Annotated in this window: 15 protein-coding genes; 3 read left to right on the forward strand and 12 right to left on the reverse strand. The window is 73.7% G+C overall.

The features are described from left to right. Nucleotides 1–159: 159 nt before the first annotated feature. The 6 genes from AB0G32_RS16845 to AB0G32_RS16870 form a co-directional block, all read right to left on the reverse strand. On the reverse strand, nt 160–1290 hold the full coding sequence (locus AB0G32_RS16845; RefSeq protein WP_361163241.1) for a Rossmann fold nucleotide-binding protein: 1131 nt from the start codon (nt 1288–1290) through the stop codon (nt 160–162). A 22-nt stretch (nt 1291–1312) separates the two neighbouring features. Then, nucleotides 1313–1720 (reverse strand): VOC family protein, encoded by a 408-nt coding sequence (locus AB0G32_RS16850; protein ID WP_361163435.1) that lies wholly within the window; start codon nt 1718–1720, stop codon nt 1313–1315. A 118-nt stretch (nt 1721–1838) separates the two neighbouring features. After that, nucleotides 1839–3182 (reverse strand): hypothetical protein, encoded by a 1344-nt coding sequence (locus AB0G32_RS16855; protein WP_361163243.1) that lies wholly within the window; start codon nt 3180–3182, stop codon nt 1839–1841. After that, nucleotides 3164–3925, reverse strand: coding sequence for an ATP-binding cassette domain-containing protein (locus AB0G32_RS16860; protein WP_361163244.1), 762 nt, complete (start codon nt 3923–3925; stop codon nt 3164–3166). Before AB0G32_RS16860 ends, AB0G32_RS16855 begins: the two co-directional genes overlap by 19 nt. A gap of 151 nt (nt 3926–4076) precedes the next feature. Further along, nucleotides 4077–5450 (reverse strand): aspartate aminotransferase family protein, encoded by a 1374-nt coding sequence (locus AB0G32_RS16865; protein ID WP_361163246.1) that lies wholly within the window; start codon nt 5448–5450, stop codon nt 4077–4079. Between the two features lie 2 nt (nt 5451–5452). After that, a complete protein-coding gene (locus AB0G32_RS16870; RefSeq protein WP_361163248.1) occupies nt 5453–5968 on the reverse strand; it encodes an Lrp/AsnC family transcriptional regulator in 516 nt (171 codons plus the stop codon). Between the two features lie 168 nt (nt 5969–6136). Here AB0G32_RS16870 and AB0G32_RS16875 point away from each other — a divergent pair, with 168 nt between their 5' ends. Continuing rightward, on the forward strand, nt 6137–7564 hold the full coding sequence (locus tag AB0G32_RS16875) for a gamma-aminobutyraldehyde dehydrogenase (protein ID WP_361163250.1): 1428 nt from the start codon (nt 6137–6139) through the stop codon (nt 7562–7564). 31 nt (nt 7565–7595) lie between these two features. Here the strand turns inward: AB0G32_RS16875 and AB0G32_RS16880 are convergent, their stop codons facing one another. The 5 genes from AB0G32_RS16880 to AB0G32_RS16900 form a co-directional block, all read right to left on the reverse strand. Next, nucleotides 7596–8519, reverse strand: coding sequence for an enoyl-CoA hydratase-related protein (locus tag AB0G32_RS16880; RefSeq protein ID WP_361163252.1), 924 nt, complete (start codon nt 8517–8519; stop codon nt 7596–7598). After that, a complete protein-coding gene (locus AB0G32_RS16885) occupies nt 8516–10090 on the reverse strand; it encodes an AMP-binding protein (protein WP_361163254.1) in 1575 nt (524 codons plus the stop codon). Before AB0G32_RS16885 ends, AB0G32_RS16880 begins: the two co-directional genes overlap by 4 nt. Nucleotides 10091–10331: 241 nt before the next feature. Continuing rightward, nucleotides 10332–11105 (reverse strand): AfsR/SARP family transcriptional regulator, encoded by a 774-nt coding sequence (locus AB0G32_RS16890; protein WP_361163256.1) that lies wholly within the window; start codon nt 11103–11105, stop codon nt 10332–10334. 318 nt (nt 11106–11423) lie between these two features. Continuing rightward, nucleotides 11424–12176: a glycerophosphodiester phosphodiesterase gene (locus tag AB0G32_RS16895; protein WP_361163258.1), complete on the reverse strand. Its 753-nt coding sequence runs from the start codon at nt 12174–12176 to the stop codon at nt 11424–11426. Continuing rightward, a complete protein-coding gene (locus tag AB0G32_RS16900) occupies nt 12173–13195 on the reverse strand; it encodes an adenosine deaminase (protein ID WP_361163437.1) in 1023 nt (340 codons plus the stop codon). The genes AB0G32_RS16895 and AB0G32_RS16900 overlap by 4 nt, the downstream gene beginning before the upstream one ends. 297 nt (nt 13196–13492) lie before the next feature. On the opposite strand from AB0G32_RS16900, the gene AB0G32_RS16905 reads away from it, so the two are divergent. Next, complete coding sequence (locus AB0G32_RS16905; protein ID WP_361163260.1) at nt 13493–14374, forward strand: hypothetical protein; 882 nt, start codon at nt 13493–13495, stop codon at nt 14372–14374. Nucleotides 14375–14982: 608 nt separating this feature from the next. Here the strand turns inward: AB0G32_RS16905 and AB0G32_RS16910 are convergent. After that, nucleotides 14983–15573: an NADAR family protein gene (locus AB0G32_RS16910; protein WP_361163262.1), complete on the reverse strand. Its 591-nt coding sequence runs from the start codon at nt 15571–15573 to the stop codon at nt 14983–14985. A 213-nt stretch (nt 15574–15786) separates the two neighbouring features. Between AB0G32_RS16910 and AB0G32_RS16915 the strand changes: the two genes are divergently transcribed. After that, on the forward strand, nt 15787–17337 hold the full coding sequence (locus tag AB0G32_RS16915; protein WP_361163264.1) for a gamma-aminobutyraldehyde dehydrogenase: 1551 nt from the start codon (nt 15787–15789) through the stop codon (nt 17335–17337). The last annotated feature ends 70 nt before the right edge of the window (nt 17338–17407 follow it).

Consider the following 17407-nt stretch of genomic DNA (forward strand, 5'->3'; position numbering starts at 1 on the left):
GATGCTGGATGCGGGGGGTTGCCCGGGACCGGTGGTCACACGTCACGCTTGCTTCACGCTTCCGCGACACCGTGGCCCCAGGAGACTCACAGGTCTATTGGCAGTGCACCGGCAGTGTCAACGCATATGCGTCCGTGGGCCGTTGGCTTTGCCCTCTTATTAACTTCGGATAAGTTTCAGCGCGGCCGGCGCCTCCTCGATCCGGTCGACCAGCGCGATCCGCGACTCCATCGACCGCCCCCGGGCCAGCGCCCGCAGCAGCGGCCACGCGGGCAGCTTCTCGGTCCAGTGCGCCCGGTCCACCAGCACCATGGGGGTGGGTTCGCCGCGCGACTCGTAGTAGTTCGGCGTCGCGTTGTCGAAGACCTCCTGTACGGTCCCGGCGGCGCCCGGCAGGAAGACCACCCCCGCGTTGGACCGGGCCAGCAGGCCGTCCTCGCGGGTGGCGTTGGCGAAGTACTTGGCGATGTGCGCGGCGAAGGCGTTGGGCGGTTCGTGGCCGTAGAACCAGGTCGGGATGCCGACCGAGGGACCGCCGTCCGGCCAGCGCTCGCGGACCGCGAAGGCGGCGCCCGCCCACGCGCCGATGGACGGCGTGAAGGAGGGCGCCGCGGCGAGCAGTGGCAGCGCCTCGTCCAGCATCGAGTCGTCGAACGGGGCGGCGTAGGCGCCGAGGTTGGCCGCCTCCATCGCGCCGGGTCCGCCGCCGGTGGCCACGGTGAAGCCGGCCCGGGCCAGTTCGCGCCCGAGCCGCGCCGCGCCGGCGTACGCCTCGGTGCCGCGCGCCATCGCGTGCCCGCCCATGACACCCACCACCTCGGCGCCGACGAGGAGTTCGTCGACCGCGTCGGAGACGGCGTCGTCGTGCACGGCGCGCAGCATGGAGGCGAAGATGTCGCCGTCCGCCCTGGTCCGCTGGAACCAGGCGTAGGCCAGCGCGTCCGGCGTCGCCTCGTAGCCCTTGGCCAGGGAGGCGTACAGCTCGTCGGGCGAGTAGACGAACGCGCGGTACGGGTCGAAGGGCAGACCGGGCACCGGCGGGAACACCAGGGCGCCGGCGGCGCGTACGGCGGTGGCGGCCGCGTCCTCCATCGGGCAGCCGAGGAAGACGGCGCCGGCCGCCTCGGCGGTCAGCAGCGGGTCCGTACGGTCCGTCAGGTCGACGGCCTGGACCCGGTAGTGCGCGAGGCTCCCGCCGCGGGCGAGCACCTCGTCGAACTCGGCGAGGGACTCGATCTCCCGGTCGTGGGCGGCGTGGTACGGCTGAGCGGGCGTCGATATGTCATCCACCCGCTCATGCTAGAGGCGGGGCTCAGCCCTCCACCGCCGCCGGGTCCATCCACACGACCTCCCAGGTGTGGCCGTCGAGGTCGTCGAAGGCGCGGCCGTACATGAAGCCGTGGTCCTGGGTCTCGCCGGTGACCGTGCCGCCGGCCGCGACCGCCTTGTCGACCAGCTCGTCGACCTTCTCGCGGCTCTCGGCGCTCAGCGCGAGCAGCACCTCGCTGCTCTTGCGGGAGTCGATGACGTCCTTCTTCGTGAACACGCCGTACTTCTGCGGGGTGTGCAGCATGACCACGATGGTGTCGCTGAGCGGGATGGAGGCGGTCGAGTCGTCGCTGAACTGGGCGTTGATCGAGTACCCGAGCTCGGTGAAGAACCTTTTGGCGGCGTCGAGGTCGGTGGTGGCCAGGTTCACGAAGATCATCTGCTGGTACATGCGGGCCTCTCCCATCGGTGTCATGTCGTTCGCAGGGGTAGACCGGGGGCCGGGACCGAACTCATCGCGGGCGGACGAGATTTCTTCGATCTTTTTTGCGAACGGGGCGCGTCGCGGGTCACGAACGGGTCAGCGGCAGTGCCGCCAGTTCCGCGACCGCCAGGGTCAGCGGGCCGAACACCGCGAGCAGCGCCGCGGTGCGCAGGGCGGCGGCCCCGCGCAGCACCGTGGCCGGTGCCCCGAGCCGCAGCAGCGCGGCGGTCGCGTCGGCGCGGGCCTGCTTGGTCTCCACGGCCGTGGTCAGCAAGGTGGCCACCGCGCAGCCCGCCACCAGCACGCCCCCGAGGGTGCTGAGCGGGCCGAACGACGACCCGTCCGCGCCGTGCAGCGCGGTCGCCGCGTACGCCGCCGAGGCGACCGCGCAGACCACGCCGAGGGGGCGGCCGATGCGGTGCGCCTCCTCCATCAGGACCCGCCCGGCCAGCAGCCGCACCGCACCCGGCCGGACCGCCTGGAGCAGGCGCCCGCACAGCTGGGTGAGGCCGGGGCCGGCGAGTGCCAGGCCGAGGGCGGTCAGCGCCCAGCCGGCGAGGACACCGGCGGAGGGGCCGCCGGTGCCGCCGGCCCGGTCCGCCATCGTCTCCGCGGCCAGCCCGGCGGCGAGCACGGCGACGCCCCAGGGGAGGCCGGCGGTGGCGGGGCGGGGGAGGGCGGCGGGGGCGGCACTCGCAGCGTCCGATGCCGTGCCCGATGCCGTGTCCGGTGCCGTGCCCGAGGCTGTGGCGGTGGCCGTGGCTGTGGCCGTCATGGTCGCGGCCGGGCTGCCGGCCGGCGTCGCTGCCCGGCGGGCGCCGAAGCGGCCGTACGTCCCGAAGCTCTCCCGCGCGGCCAGGCCGTACGCCCCGAAGCGGCCGTACCGCCGTCCCGTGCCGCCCGCCGGGGCGGGTCGGCCCTCGCTCGGGCGCAGTGTCACCGCCACCGCCGCCGACGCCGCCGCCGGGACCAGCGCCAGCAGGGTCAGGACCGCCGGGAGCGGCAGCGGCAGACCCACGGCGTAGGTGTCGGCGAGGGCGCCGCCGGCGGGCCGGCCGGTCAGGTCGCCGCGCAGCTGGAGGAAGAGCAGCAGCGCCACGAGCGCACCGAGGGTGCCGGCCGCCGCCGTGGTGGCCGCCGAGACGGCCATCAGCCGGCCGGGCCCGAGGCCGATCGCGGACAGTCCGGTACGCGGCCGGGTGCCCGGGTCGGTACGGGCCACCGCCACCGCCAGGTACACCGTGGCGGCCAGCGGCGCCGCGCACCAGGCCAGCCGGAGGGCGGAGCCGCCGGCGGTGTCCGGGTGGGTCAGCGCGTGGCCCAGCGAGCACAGCAGCAGGAAGCAGGTGCCCGCGGCGGCGGCCACCACCAGCAGCCGGCGCAGTTGGACGGCGAGTCCCGCGGCGCGGGTCAGGCGGAGAGCGAGCACGCCGCCCGGCCTTCCGTCGCGGCGGGACCGGAGCCGGCCGCGGGCTCCGGGGGCAGGTGCAGGGTCCGCACCCGGCGACCGTCCAGCAGCGTCACCGTACGGTCGGCGAGGGCGGCGTCGCGCGGGCCCTGGTCGGCGAGCACGACGGTGACGCCGTGCGAGCGGGCCGCCGTGGTCAGCGTGCGCAGCACCTGGGCGCTCTCGGCGCGGTGCAGCGGCGCGGCCGGTTCGTCGGCGAACAGCACCGAGGGGACGACGGCGAGCGCGCGGGCGATGCACACCCGCTGCCGCTCCGCCTGCCGCAGCTCGGGCGGGCGCAGCCGGGCCTTCCCGGCGACGTCCAGGCGCTCCAGCCACTCCAGGGCGGCCTGCCGGGCCCGGCGCCGGCCGGTGCCGCGCAGCATCAGCGGCAGGGCGGCGTTCTCCCAGACGTTCAGCTCGGGCACCAGTACCGGGGCGGAGTCGATCCAGCCGAACCGGTCGCGGCGCAGCCGCTCCCGGCCGAGCGCGCCCAGCTCGTGCACCGCGACCCCGTCGAACCAGACCTCGCCGCGCTGCGGCCGGGCCAGTGCGGCCAGGCAGCGCAGCAGCGCGGTCTTGCCGCTGCCGCGCGGGCCGCGCACGGCGAGCACCTCGCCCTTGCGGACGCCGAGGGAGACGCCCTGGAGCGCGGGGGAGCCGTCGCGGTGCGCGAAGTGCAGGGCGCTGGCCCGGATCACGTCGTTGTCCGGCGGAGCCACCATGCGCGTACACCTCGTTCTGGATCCGTTTCCGCGTCACCGGCACGCTAGGGACTGACCGCGGCGGCCGCGGACAGCACACAGCCCCGGGCCGCCGTTTCTCACTCGAACGGGCGGCACCGGGGCCGTAGATGATCTTCCAGAAGGAAGATCGTCAGAGCTTCGTCCACGCCTCCGTCAGGGTCGCGCGCAGGATCTGCTCGATCTCGTCGAACGTCTCCTGGTTGGAGATCAGCGGCGGGGCGAGCTGGACGACCGGGTCGCCGCGGTCGTCGGCGCGGCAGTACAGGCCGTTCTCGAACAGCTTCTTCGACAGGAAGCCGTACAGGACGCGCTCGGTCTCCTCGTCGGTGAAGGACTCCTTGGTGTGCTTGTCCTTGACCAGTTCGATGCCGTAGAAGAAGCCGTTGCCGCGCACGTCGCCGACGATCGGCAGGTCGAGGAGCTTCTCCAGGGTGGCGCGGAAGTTGCCCTCGTTGTCCAGGACGTGCTGGTTGAGGCCCTCGCGCTCGAACAGGTCGAGGTTGGCGACGCCGACCGCCGCGGAGACCGGGTGGCCGCCGAAGGTGTAGCCGTGCAGGAAGGTGTTGTCGCCCTGGTAGAACGGCTCGGCCAGCCGGTCGGAGACGATGCAGGCGCCTATCGGGGAGTAGCCCGAGGTCATGCCCTTGGCGCAGGTGATCATGTCCGGGACGTAGCCGAACTTGTCGCAGGCGAACGTCGTGCCGAGCCGGCCGAAGGCGCAGATGACCTCGTCCGAGACGAGCAGCACGTCGTACTGGTCGCAGATCTCGCGCACCCGCTGGAAGTAGCCGGGCGGCGGCGGGAAGCAGCCGCCCGCGTTCTGCACCGGCTCCAGGAAGACGGCCGCGACCGTCTCCGGGCCCTCGAACAGGATCTGCTGCTCGATCTGGTCGGCCGCCCAGCGGCCGAACGCCTCCGGGTCGTCGCCGTGGATCGGGGCGCGGTAGATGTTGGTGTTCGGCACCTTGTGGGCGCCCGGCACCAGCGGCTCGAAGGGCGCCTTCAGAGCGGGCAGGCCGGTGATGGACAGGGCGCCCTGCGGGGTGCCGTGGTAGGCGACCGCGCGGGAGATGACCTTGTACTTGGTCGGCTTGCCGATCAGCTTGAAGTACTGCTTGGCGAGCTTCCAGGCGGTCTCCACCGCCTCGCCGCCGCCGGTGGTGAAGAAGACCTTGTTCAGGTCGCCGGGGGCCTCGTGGGCCAGCCGCTCGGCCAGCTCCACGGCCTTCGGGTGGGCGTAGGACCACACGGGGAAGAAGGCCAGCTCCTGGGCCTGCTTCATGGCGGTCTCGGCCAGCTCGGTGCGGCCGTGCCCGGCCTGGACCACGAACAGGCCCGCGAGGCCGTCGAGGTAGCGCTTGCCCTTGTCGTCGTAGATGTGGGTGCCCTCGCCACGGACGATGGTGGGGACGGGCGCGTTCTCGTACGACGACATGCGGGTGAAGTGCATCCACAGGTGGTCGTACGCGGCCTTGCTGAGATCCTTGGCGCTGTCGGTGGTCACGGTTATCGGGTTCCCCACATGTAGGTCTGCTTCTTGAGCTTCAGGTAAACGAAGCTCTCGGTGGAGCGCACGCCGAGGACGGCCCGGATGCGTTTGTTGATGACGTCCAGCAGGTGGTCGTCGTCCTCGCAGACGATCTCCACCATGAGGTCGAAGGAGCCCGCGGTCATCACGACGTACTCGCACTCGGACATCGCGGCCAGCGCGTCGGCGACCGACTCCACGTCGCCCTCCACGTTGACGCCCACCATCGCCTGCCGGCGAAAGCCCACGGTGAGCGGGTCGGTGACGGCGACGATCTGCATCACGCCCTGGTCGAGCAGCTTCTGCACGCGCTGGCGCACGGCCGCCTCGGACAGGCCGACGGCCTTGCCGATGGCGGCGTACGGCCGGCGGCCGTCCTCCTGGAGCTGTTCGACGATCGCGAGGGAGACGGCGTCCAACTGGGGACCGCCGGTCCGGGACTCGCGGGCGCCCTTCTGGTCTGCGCTTCGACTGGCCACGGCTTCACTGTGCACGACGGATCGACGGTTCCGCAAGGTCGTATCGATGAAATCCGTTGTCTATGAGGTCTCAGTCTGCGGATTTCGCAACCAGTAGGGGAGTGGGGGTGTTGAAAACGTCGGCCGTCCGATTAGTGTGGGTGTCTCAGCCATTGGACATATCCAGTTCTTGGAGGGCCGGCAGTGCGCAAGCTACGCAACTACGTGGGTGGCGAGTTCCGGGACGCCGCCGACGGACGGACCACCGAGGTGGTCAACCCCGCCACGGGCGAGGCGTACGCGACCGCGCCGCTGTCCGGGCAGGCGGACGTGGACGCGGCCATGGCGGCCGCCGCGGCGGCCTTCCCGGCCTGGCGGGACACCACCCCGGCCGAGCGGCAGAAGGCCCTCCTCAAGATCGCGGACGCGTTCGAGGAGCGGGCCGAGGATCTGATCGCGGCCGAGGTGGAGAACACGGGCAAGCCGATCGGGCTGACCCGCACCGAGGAGATCCCGCCGATGGTCGACCAGATCCGCTTCTTCGCGGGCGCGGCCCGGATGCTGGAGGGGCGCGGGGCCGGCGAGTACATGGAGGGCCTGACCTCCTTCGTGCGCCGCGAGCCGATCGGGGTCTGCGCGCAGGTCGCGCCGTGGAACTACCCGATGATGATGGCCGTGTGGAAGTTCGCGCCGGCGCTGGCGGCGGGCAACACGGTGGTGCTGAAGCCGTCCGACACCACTCCGGCCTCCACCGTCCTGATCGCCGAGCTCATCGGCGCGATCCTGCCCAAGGGCGTCTTCAACGTCATCTGCGGCGACCGCGACACCGGCCGCCTGATGGTCGAGCACCCGACGCCGGCGATGGCCTCCATCACCGGGTCGGTGCGGGCCGGCATGGCGGTCGCCGAGTCGGCGTCCAGGGACCTGAAGCGGGTCCACCTGGAGCTGGGCGGCAAGGCGCCGGTCGTGGTCTTCGAGGACACCGACATCGCGGGCGCCGTCGCGGGCATCTCGGAGGCGGGCTTCTTCAACGCCGGGCAGGACTGCACGGCGGCCACCCGGGTGCTGGTGCACGAGGCGATCCACGACGAGTTCGTGGCCGCGCTGGCGAAGGCGGCGGCCGAGACGAAGACCGGGCAGCCGGACGACGAGGACGTGCTGTACGGCCCGCTGAACAACCCGAACCAGCTCCAGCAGGTCACCGGCTTCATCGAGCGGCTGCCCGCGCACGCCAAGGTCGAGGCGGGCGGTCACCGGGTCGGCGAGAAGGGGTTCTTCTACGCGCCGACCGTCGTCTCCGGGCTGAAGCAGGACGACGAGATCGTGCAGCACGAGGTCTTCGGACCGGTCATCACCGTGCAGGCGTTCCGGGACGAGGAGCAGGCGGTGGAGTGGGCCAACGGGGTCGACTACGCGCTGGCCTCCTCGGTGTGGACGAAGGACCACGGGCGGGCGATGCGGATGTCCCGGCGGCTGGACTTCGGCTGCGTGTGGATCAACACGCACATCCCGCTGGTCGCGGAGATGCCGCACGGCGGCTTCAAGAAGTCCGGGTACGGCAAGGACCTCTCGGCCTACGGGTTCGACGACTACACGCGGGTGAAGCATGTGATGACGTCGCTGGAGGGATGAGCGGCGGCGCCGCCCGGGAAACGGCGCGTCCTCACGCGGGTGGGACCGCCCGCGCGAGGGCGGCCCGCTCGCGGCGCATGGCCCGGCGCACCGCGTGCGGCGACGGGCGCAGCAGCCGCAGGTGGGCGGCGGCCGACGAGCCCGGCGGCGTCCAGCGGTGGATCAGCCGGACGGCGGCCGGAACCAGGTCGTCGTCGGGGCCGACGAGCTCGTCGAGCAGGCCGAGCCGCCACGCCCGCAGGGCGTCGACCCGGGCGCCCTCCATGACCAGGCGCAGCGCCTGGGCGCCGCCGGTGAGCCGGGGCAGGAACAGGCTGGCCGCGTTGGACACGGTCAGCCCGAGGCCGTTCTCCGGCCAGGCGAACGCCGCGTGCGCGGTGCCGACGCGGGCGTCGAGACTCAGCGCCAGTCCGGCCGCGCCGCCGACGGCGAGACCGCCCACGGCGGCCACCACCGGGACCTCGGCGGCCAGCGCGGCCAGGGTGACGGCGTTGAAGAGGTCCATCTCGGCGGACAAGTCCATCGGGGTCGACGATCCCGATCCGGCTGTCCCGGTGGTTCCGGTGGTCCCGGGTGGTCCGGTGGTCCCGGCCGTCCCGGGTGGTCCGGCGGTGCCGGTGGTCCCGGCCGTTCCAGTGGTCCCGGCTGCCCCGGCTGCCCCGGCCGTCCCAGCGGTCCCGGCAGTCCGGCCCGTCCGGGCCGTCCGGATTGCGGCCGGTCCGGTCGCCTCGCGCAGTTCCGGTCCGGCGGAGAAGGCCCGCCCCCGCCCGGTGAGGATCACGCCCCGCACCTGCCGCCCGTCGCCGTAGTGGCGCAGCAGGGCCGCCAGGTCCCGGCGCATCGCCCGGGTCAGGGCGTTGAGCTTCGCGGGCCGGTCGAGGGTGACGACGGCGACCTGGTTCACGACGGTGACCGCGAGGTCGGCGGTGACCTCGGGCCGCGCCCCGGCGTTCACACCCACCCGTCCGCCGCCGCGCTGAACGCCCCGCCGCGCTGGTCGTCGCCGGGCCGCAGCAGCAGATGCTTGCGCACCCGGGCCGAGGCCGTGGTGGGGAAGGAGCCGACGAACTCCAGGTAGGCCGGGACCTCGGGCCTGGCCAGCCGCCGGCGGGCGTGCGCCAGCAGGGACCGGGCCGTCGGCGCGGTGGGCGGGGTGCCGGGCCGCAACCGGACGAACGCCTTGGGCAGTTCGCCGGACAACTGGTCGGGGATGCCGACGACGGCCGCCGCCAGCACCGCCGGATGCGCCTCCAGGACCGCTTCCACCTCGGCCGGGGCGATCTGCTCGCCGCCGCGCCGGATCACCTCCGTGAGCCGCCCGGCGTGCCGTACCCGTCCGGCCGGGTCCGCGACGCCCAGGTCGCCGGTGTGGTACCAGCCGCCGCGGAACACCTGGGCGGTGGCCTCCGCGCCGTTCCAGTAGCCCTTCATCATCGGCCTGCCGCGCACCAGGATCTCCCCGGCCGCACCCGGCGGCACCCGCTCCCCGCGCTCGTCCGCGACGACGACCCGCTTGCCGGCCGGCGCCCGCCCCAGCGCCCCGCTGCCGACGGCGCTCTCCTCGCCCACCGGCGAGATCAGGTCCAGCCCGCTCTCGGTGGACCCGTACAGCTCCCGCCAGGCGGCGCCCCAGCGCTCCTCGTACTCCCGGTGCCGCTCGGGCCGGATGCCGGAGCACAGCACCAGCCGCAGGGCGTGGTCGCGGTCGGCGGGGCGCGGCGGCTGCTTGTACAGCAGCGTCGGCATGCCGCCCACGACATGGGTCACGGTGGCCCCGTGCCGGCGCACCGAGTCCCAGAACCCGGCGGCCGAGAAACGTTCGAGGACCACCAGCGGCACCCCGGCCATCAGGCACATCACGGTCTGCCACTGCGGACCGGCGTACGCGAAGGACTGCGTGGTCAGGACCACGTCGGCGCGGCGCAGTCCGGCTCCGGCGCCGATCCCCCACGCCGTGCGCAGCCAGTAGTCGTGGCTGAGGACACACGCCTTCGGGAAGCCCGTGGTGCCGGCGGTGTACTGGAGGCCCACCGTGGCGTCGGTACGGGCGGACAGGCGGGGGAGGTCGCCGCGGCGGCCGTCGGCGTCCAGGCCGGGCAGGGTGCGGACCGCGCAGGGCCGGCCGAGGCCGCCCGCCGCCCGGTGGGCGAGCGCCGCCAGGCCGGGGGCGGTCAGGACCAGGGCGGCCCGGGAGTCGTGCAGGACGTGCCGCAGGTCGAAGGCGCCGCAGCGGGCGTCGACCGGCACCGCGACGGCACCGGCCTTGACGACGCCGAGCCAGCTCAGCGGCCAGTCCGCACTGTTGCCCAGCAGGATCGCCACCCGGTCGCCGGGCCGGACGCCGTGCCCGGCCAGCTTCCGCGCCAGGTCGGCACCGTACGCGTCGGCCGCCCGGAAGGAGAGCGTCCGGTCCGGGCAGCGCAGGAACTCCCGGTCCCCGTACCGGGACGCCGCGTCCGTCACGAGTTCCCGCAAGGTCGCCCAGCGCGGTGCGGCGGTGCGGTGCGGGACGTCGTCGAGGTTCATGGCGCCGGCCTCCGTCGCGTCGTGGGTCGCCCACCAGGCCACCACCGGCGGCTCGTGGGACGGGCAACGCCGCCTCCGCGGCCGGTCTCGCCCGGGTTGCCCCCGGGTTGCCCCCGCCTTCACCCGGCGCCGAGCGCCGCCTGCCACCGTCGTCGGTGACGGCACCGAGGAGGACACGTTGACCGGCGATGCGCAGTTCCACCGGACGCGGCGGTGGCGGGGGCGGCCCGTGGCGGCCCGGTCAGCGGGTCGGGACCGCCGGCCGCAGCGGGCTGCGGTCGCCGGCGGCGTCCAGTCCCGGGTCCGCGCACAGGATCGCCTGCTGGAGGGTGCGCAGTTCGCGCGACGGCTCCAGCCCCAGTTCGGCCACCAGGGACTGCCGCAGCCGGTCGTACACCTTCAGGGCCTGCGGGCGCCTGCCGCACCGGTACAGCGCGAGCATCAACTGCCGGTGGAACCCCTCGTGCTGCGGATGCCGCGAGGCGAGTCCGCTGAGCTCGCTGAGTACCTCGTGCTGGCGGCCCAGTTCGAGCTCCGCCTCGATCCGGGTCTCCTGCACGCCGGTACGGCTCTCCGTCAGCCGCACCAGCTCCGCCGCCAGCCGCGTGCCGCGCCGCACATTGGCCAGCGGCGGGCCGGAGAAGATGTGCAGCGCCGCGCGGAACTGCTCGACGGCGGTCAGGTTGTCCCCGCCGTGGAACGCCCGCTGCCCGGCCAGCCGGTGCCGCTCGTACCGCTGGAGATCCACCCGGGCCGGATCGGCCCGGAACTCGTAGCCGTTCGGCGTGGTGACGAGGATCTTCTTGGGCGGGGTGCCGGGAACCAGTTCGCCGAGCAGCCGGCGCACCTGGAAGACATACGTCTGCAAGGCGCTCAGCGCGCTGCGCGGCGGCCGCTCGGCCCACAGCTCCTCGATCAGCGCGTCCGTGCTGACCAGCCGGTTGGCGTTGACCAGCAGGAGTGCCAGGACCTGTCGGGCCTTGGGGGCGCTCGGTGTCCTGCGGTCCTCTCCCACCCGTAGCGCCACATGTCCGAGAACCTCGACATCCACAGTTCCCCCCACCCGTAGAAAATCCCGAGCCGAACACGCAGTGTGTCCGACTCGCGACAGAACGTATCCACCGGGCGATTTCAGGGTCAAGGACTCGGGACCGCGAACCAGCCACATACGGAGCGGACGTTCCGGTTCCCTGCCGGCGCAGGAGATCGCCGGTACCCGCGCCCGCCGGTGCCGTCGACGTCGCCCGTGCCGCCCCGGGCGTATCCCCGCGTCCCGCGCACCTTGTCCGATTACCGACGGCCCACCGGGCGCACCCCGTCCGGCCCGTGTTCCTTACGCGCCGTGCGCTCCTTCGAGCGCCCGCCCGGGCGCCGCGCGCACGGCGTGCAGCACGTCGACCCGGTTGGTGGTGATCGAGTCGACGCCCAGACCGATCAGCCGGCGCATGGCACGGCGGGTGTCGGGCGTCCAGACGGAGAGCAGGTAACCGTCCCGGTGCACCCGCTCGGACAGCGCCCGGTCCACCAGCGTCCAGCGGTAGTTGAGCCAGCGCGGCCGGACGGCGGCCAGCAGGGTGGGCCGGGGCGGCGCCAGGGTCGTCCAGGTCAGCGCGATCTCGGCGGCCGGGTCGGCCGCCCGCACGGCGAGCATGGCGGTGGCCCCCGCGCAGTAGTACACCCGGTCGCCCGCACCGCACTCGCGCACCACGTCCACGATCCGCCGGACCGCCCGGACGCCGGGCGCGCCGGGCAGGTCCACCATCAGCCGGTGCCCGCCGGCCGCCGCGAGCGCCTCGGCCAGCGTGGGCACCCGCCCGTCCGTCAACTCCCGTACCTCGGCGGCCGTGAGCGCGGACAGCGGCCGGTCCCGCTCCCACAGCCGGGTCAGCGTCTCGTCGTGCAGCAGCACCGGCACGCCGTCCCGGGTCAGCCGTACGTCGATCTCCACCGCGTCCGCGCCGCGGGCGAGCGCGGAGCGCAGCGAGGCGAGGGTGTTCTCGCGCACCCGGTAGGGGTCACCGCGATGCGCCACGGCGGTCACCCCGGCCACGTCAGGCACCCCGGTCGCCTCGGTCATCTCGGTCATGGGGTGAGCCAGGTGGCGGTGTAGGCGTCGATCTCCGCGCCGATCCGGGCCTTGCCCGCCGGGTCGAGGAAGGAGACGTCCACCGCGTTCTTCGCCAGCTCGGCGAGACCGCGCTCGTCCAGGTCCAGCAGCCGGGCGGCGACCGCGTACTCGTTGTTCAGGTCGGTGCCGAACATCGGCGGGTCGTCGGAGTTGACCGTCACCAGCACTCCGGCGTCCACGAACTCCTTGATCGGGTGCTCGTCCAGGGTGCGCACCGCGCGGGTGGCGATGTTCGACGTCGGGCACACCTCCAGCGGAATCCGGTGCTCGGCGAGGTGGGCGAGGAGCTTCGGGTCCTGCGCCGAGGAGGTGCCGTGCCCGATCCGCTCGGCGCCCAGGTAGGTGAGCGCGTCCCACACCGTCTCCGGGCCGGTGGTCTCCCCGGCGTGCGGCACCGAGCGCAGCCCGGCGGCGACGGCCCGGTCGAAGTACGGCTTGAACTGCGGGCGCGGGACGCCGATCTCGGGCCCGCCGAGCCCGAAGGAGACCAGCCCCTCGGGCCGGACGCGGTCGTCGGTGGCCAGCCGGACGGTCTCCTCGGCGGCTTCCGTCCCCGCCTCACCGGGAATGTCGAAGCACCAGCGCAGTACGGTCCCGAACTCGGCCTCGGCCGCCTTGCGGGCGTCCTCGATCGCGTCCATGAAGCCGCGCTCGTCGATACCGCGCCGGGTGGAGGAGAACGGGGTCAGGGTCAGCTCGGCGTACCGGACCTGCTGCCGGGCCAGTTCCCGGGCCACCTCGTAGGTCAGCAGCCGGACGTCCTCCGGGGTGCGGATCAGGTCGACGACCGAGAGGTAGACCTTGATGAAGTGGGCGAAGTCGGTGAACGTGAAGTACTCGGCCAGCGCCTCGGGGTCGGCGGGGACCTGGGAGTCACGGTGCCGGGCGGCGAGTTCGGCGACGATCCGGGGAGAGGCGGAGCCGACGTGGTGGACGTGCAGTTCGGCCTTGGGCAGACCGGCGATGAAGGAGCGCAGGTCGCGCGGGACGCCGGGGGTGACGAGGTGCTCGGGGCGCGGGCCGGGACCGGGGACCTGCGGCTGCGCGCCGCTCCCGGTCTGTCCGGTGCGCTCGGCTTGCTCGGTGCGCTCGGTGCTCTCGGTGCTCTCGGTCAAGGGTTCCTCCCCGGAACGGGGCGCCCGGCGGCCGGGTGGTGTCCGGCGGGGCGCTGGTGATCGGCTGATCGGTGACTCGGAGGTCATCGTAGGCCGGGGGTCCGCCGGGCGGGTACGCGCCGTAGCATGACGGCACGTTCGAACAGAGGGGACCCGCGCATGTCCGACGACGCGCAGCCGCCGGAAGCCGACGCGCACGGACCGACAGCGCCGCCCGGCGCGGGGCGAAGAGACGCGGTGCCGGGCGCGGGCGGCAAGGTGTGGCCGCCGCCGGTGCCGGTGCCCGTGCCGGATGATGCGACGCCGCCCGCGTCGACGCCGTGGCCGTCCCCGTCCGTCCCCGAGCCGGACCATCAGACGGTCACCTCCATACCCACCCTGGGGGACCAGCCTTCCGACGCGGTTCCTGCGCCGCCGCCCCAGTCGCAGCCGTGGGCGACGCCGTCGGGGGCGGGCGCGGGTGCCGGGACGGATACGGGTGGGGGAGGCGATCCGTTCGCCGCGCCGGTTTCCGACGTGCGCCCCGCCGGTCCGGCCAACCCGTTCGCGCCGCCCGCGCAGGGGCTGGGGCAGGCGCAGGGGCTGGTGCAGGGGCACGGTGGCCAGGGAAGTCCCGTCGTCCCCCCGCCGCCGGTCAGCCCTGACGGGCCCGGTCGGCTCCCTTACGGCTACCCCGGTGCCTACCACTACCCGGGCCACGGTCCCGGCATCGCTCCCGGCCCCGGTCCCGGTCCCGGCTACGGCGTCGGTCCGCAGCCGCAGGGCTACTACGGCTGGCAGGGCCTGGGGCCGCTGCCGCCGAAGAACGGGATGGGTACGGCCGGTCTCGTCCTCGGGATCATCGCGGCCGTCGGCTTCTGCATGTGGCCGTTCGCCATCCTGGCGGGGGTGCTGGGCATCGTCTTCGGGGCGGTCGGCCGGGCGAAGGCGCGCAGGGGCGAGGCCACCAACTCCGGCCAGGCGCTGGCCGGCATCATCTGCGGTTCTTTCGGGGTTGTGTTGGGGGTCGGATTCGCGACCCTGATCTTCACGAGCGGGTAGGTCTGCGGGGTTGGGGCGAGCGTGGGGGTTGGGCCGGGGGCACTGGTCCCGCGCTGACGGGGCACCGGCGTTGGGGTGGGCCGGGGGGCGTGACGCGACCCGGCGCTGGCCGGGTGCCGCCGCGCCCACCCGTGCCGCCCCTGGCGGCACGATTGCCCGCGGTTACGCGGCTACGCGCCGCCCGCGGTTGGGTGGTCACGCGTCGCCCGCGGTTGGGTGGTCACGCGCCGCCGGCAGTTGGGCGGTCACGCGCTGTCCGCGGTGGTGTGGGTACGCGGCCAAGTACCGCCCGCTGCCTGCGGTTGAAACGTACCCGCGCTCGTCCGCCGCCGAGTGGGCGAGTACCCGTGCTCGTCCGTCGCCGAGTGGGCGAGTACCCGTGCTCGTCCGTCGCCGAGTGGGCACGTACCCGCGCTCGCGTACGGCGGGAAGGGGACGGGGTGGGGGGTGTTCGCCCGCAGCGGTTGGCGCGTCGACACGGGTGAGCCCCGTAGGAGACCGATTCCGCGCCGTTCCGAGGACGGACACCCCCCACCCCGGCCCCGACCCACCACCAAACCGAAGGCGCTACGCGCACCCCGCCCCACCCGCGCAGGCCGCCGCAGGCCTCACCTCGGCACGGTCCGCAACCCCCCACCCCGCAGCCGCGCCCGCGCCTCCATCAGGGCGAAGCCCAGCAGGTTCGCCCCCCGCCACCGCTCCGGATCGCCCGCCCGCTCGTCCGTCGCCGCGAGGCCGATGCCCCACACCCGGTCGACGGGACTGGCCTCCACCAGCACCCGGTCCCCCGTACCCAGCAGAAACTCCCGCAGCGCCGTGTCCGTCGCGAACTTGTGGACGCTGCCCTCGACGACGATCCCGAACCGCTCCCGTTCCCATATCGCCTCGTCGAAGCCCCGCACCAGCCGCCCCGCCTTCTTCGCCTCGGCGGGATGCCCCGCCGCCAGCACCCGCCGCTCCGCCTCCGGGTCCCCGAACAGCCGTGCCTTGCCGGCCATCATCCAGTGCTCGGCGCTCGCGTACGCCACCCCGCCCACCGTGAACGGCGACGGCCACCACTGACTCAGGCAGCCCGCCCCGACCCGCCCGTCCGGACCCGGGCGGTGCCCCCAGAACCACAGGTACTTCACCCGCGCCCCCGCCCGCACCGCCGCGACCAGCGCTTCCCTGCCGTCCAACGCCCCCGCCACCTCTCCCATGCACCCCACTGTGGCACGCACCACTGACACTCCGTCCCCCGTTTTCCGCTCCGACTCGACACCCGGTCAACCCGTTCCATCGGATTCCGTCGCGTAACCAAAAGGCAACAACGGAATCACTTGTTGGAGGTCCACCGCTCTGTCAGGATCGGCACCCACATCGAGTTCGAGCCACGCCGGACCCCACCACCGGGGACACCGAGGAGAGCCGACATGCACCACCCGGGCAACGCCACCCAGGACCACCTCCCCGCCCAGAACCGCGCAGCGAACCGCTTCACGGCCGGGGCCCAGTACATCGCGGGCCGTCTCACCCACGGCAGCTCCGACCGCACGTACACCGTCGTCGACCCGGCCACCGGCACCCCGGTCCTCACCTACCGGCTCGCCACCCCGGCCGACGTGGACGCGGCCGTCGCCGCCGCCCGCGCCGCGTTCCCCGCCTGGTCCGCCGCGACGCCCGCCGAACGCTCCGACGCCCTGCACCGGTTCGCCGCCGTCCTCGCCGACCACGCCGAGGAACTCGCCCGCGCCGAGTCCCTCCAGTGCGGCAAACCCCTAAAGCTCACCCGCGAGTTCGACGTCCCCGGCACCGTCGACAACGCCGCCTTCTTCGCCGGCGCCGCCCGCCACCTCCAGGGCCAGTCGGCCGGCGAGTACTCCGCCGACCACACCTCCTACGTACGCCGCGAGCCCCTCGGCGTCATCGGCTCCGTCGCGCCCTGGAACTACCCGCTCCAGATGGCCGCCTGGAAGATCCTCCCGGCCATCGCGGCCGGCAACACCGTGGTCCTCAAGCCCGCCGAGAACACCCCGCTCACCGCCCTGATGTTCGCCCAGGCCGCCACCGAGGCGGGCATCCCCGACGGCGTGATCAACATAGTTTCCGGCACCGGCCGGGAGGCGGGCGAACACCTCGTCGGCCACCCCGACGTGGCGATGACCTCCTTCACCGGCTCCACCGCCGTGGGCGAACGCGTCGCGAGGACAGCCACCGCCACCCTCAAACGCCTGCACCTGGAACTCGGCGGCAAGGCCCCCTTCCTCGTCTTCGACGACGCCGACCCGGAGGCCGCCGCCCACGGCGCGGTCGCCGCCGCCCTCATCAACTCCGGCCAGGACTGCACGGCGGCCACCCGCGCCTACGTCCAACGCCCCCGCTACGAGGAGTTCGTCGACCGCACCGCCGCCCTCATGCGGACCGTCCGGCTCGGCGACCCCTTCGCCCCCGGCACCGACCTCGGCCCGCTGGTCAGCCACGCCCACCGGGACCGCGTCGCCGGCTTCGTGGACCGGGCCCGCACGTACGCCCGCGTGGTGACGGGCGGCGAGATCCCCGACGACGCGCACCTGAAGGACGGCGCCTACTACCGTCCCACCCTCATCGTCGACGCCGCCCAGGACAGCGAGGCGGTCCAGGCCGAGATCTTCGGCCCGGTCCTGGTCGTGCTGCCCTTCGACACCGACGACGAGGGCATCGACCTCGCCAACGACACCCCGTACGGTCTCGCCGCCTCCGCCTGGACCCGGGACGTGTACCGCGCCCACCGCGCCACCCGCGAGATCAAGGCGGGCTGCGTCTGGGTCAACGACCACATCCCGATCATCAGCGAGATGCCGCACGGCGGCTACAAGGCGTCCGGCTTCGGCAAGGACATGTCGGCCTACTCCTTCGAGGAGTACACGCAGCTCAAGCACGTCATGTTCGACAACACCGCGGCCCCCGCGAAGGACTGGCACCGCACCGTCTTCGGGGACCGCTAGCCCCGCCGCCACCCTCCCGCGACCCCCCCATCCCCCCCCATCCACCCCCGTCCACCCCCCACCCGCCCCC

The organism is Streptomyces sp. NPDC023723 (assembly GCF_040639815.1).
Taxonomy (GTDB): Bacteria; Actinomycetota; Actinomycetes; order Streptomycetales; family Streptomycetaceae; genus Streptomyces.

What these genes read in the sequence shown, in the direction of transcription:
- AB0G32_RS16850 (WP_361163435.1), bottom strand. Translation starts at nt 1,720, where the DNA reads ATGTACCAGCAGATGATCTTCGTGAACCTGGCCACCACCGACCTCGAC.
- AB0G32_RS16860 (WP_361163244.1), bottom strand. Translation starts at nt 3,925, where the DNA reads ATGGTGGCTCCGCCGGACAACGACGTGATCCGGGCCAGCGCCCTGCAC.
- AB0G32_RS16885 (WP_361163254.1), bottom strand. Translation starts at nt 10,090, where the DNA reads ATGAACCTCGACGACGTCCCGCACCGCACCGCCGCACCGCGCTGGGCG.
- AB0G32_RS16895 (WP_361163258.1), bottom strand. Translation starts at nt 12,176, where the DNA reads ATGACCGAGATGACCGAGGCGACCGGGGTGCCTGACGTGGCCGGGGTG.
- AB0G32_RS16905 (WP_361163260.1), top strand. Translation starts at nt 13,493, where the DNA reads ATGTCCGACGACGCGCAGCCGCCGGAAGCCGACGCGCACGGACCGACA.
- AB0G32_RS16910 (WP_361163262.1), bottom strand. Translation starts at nt 15,573, where the DNA reads ATGGGAGAGGTGGCGGGGGCGTTGGACGGCAGGGAAGCGCTGGTCGCG.
- AB0G32_RS16915 (WP_361163264.1), top strand. Translation starts at nt 15,787, where the DNA reads ATGCACCACCCGGGCAACGCCACCCAGGACCACCTCCCCGCCCAGAAC.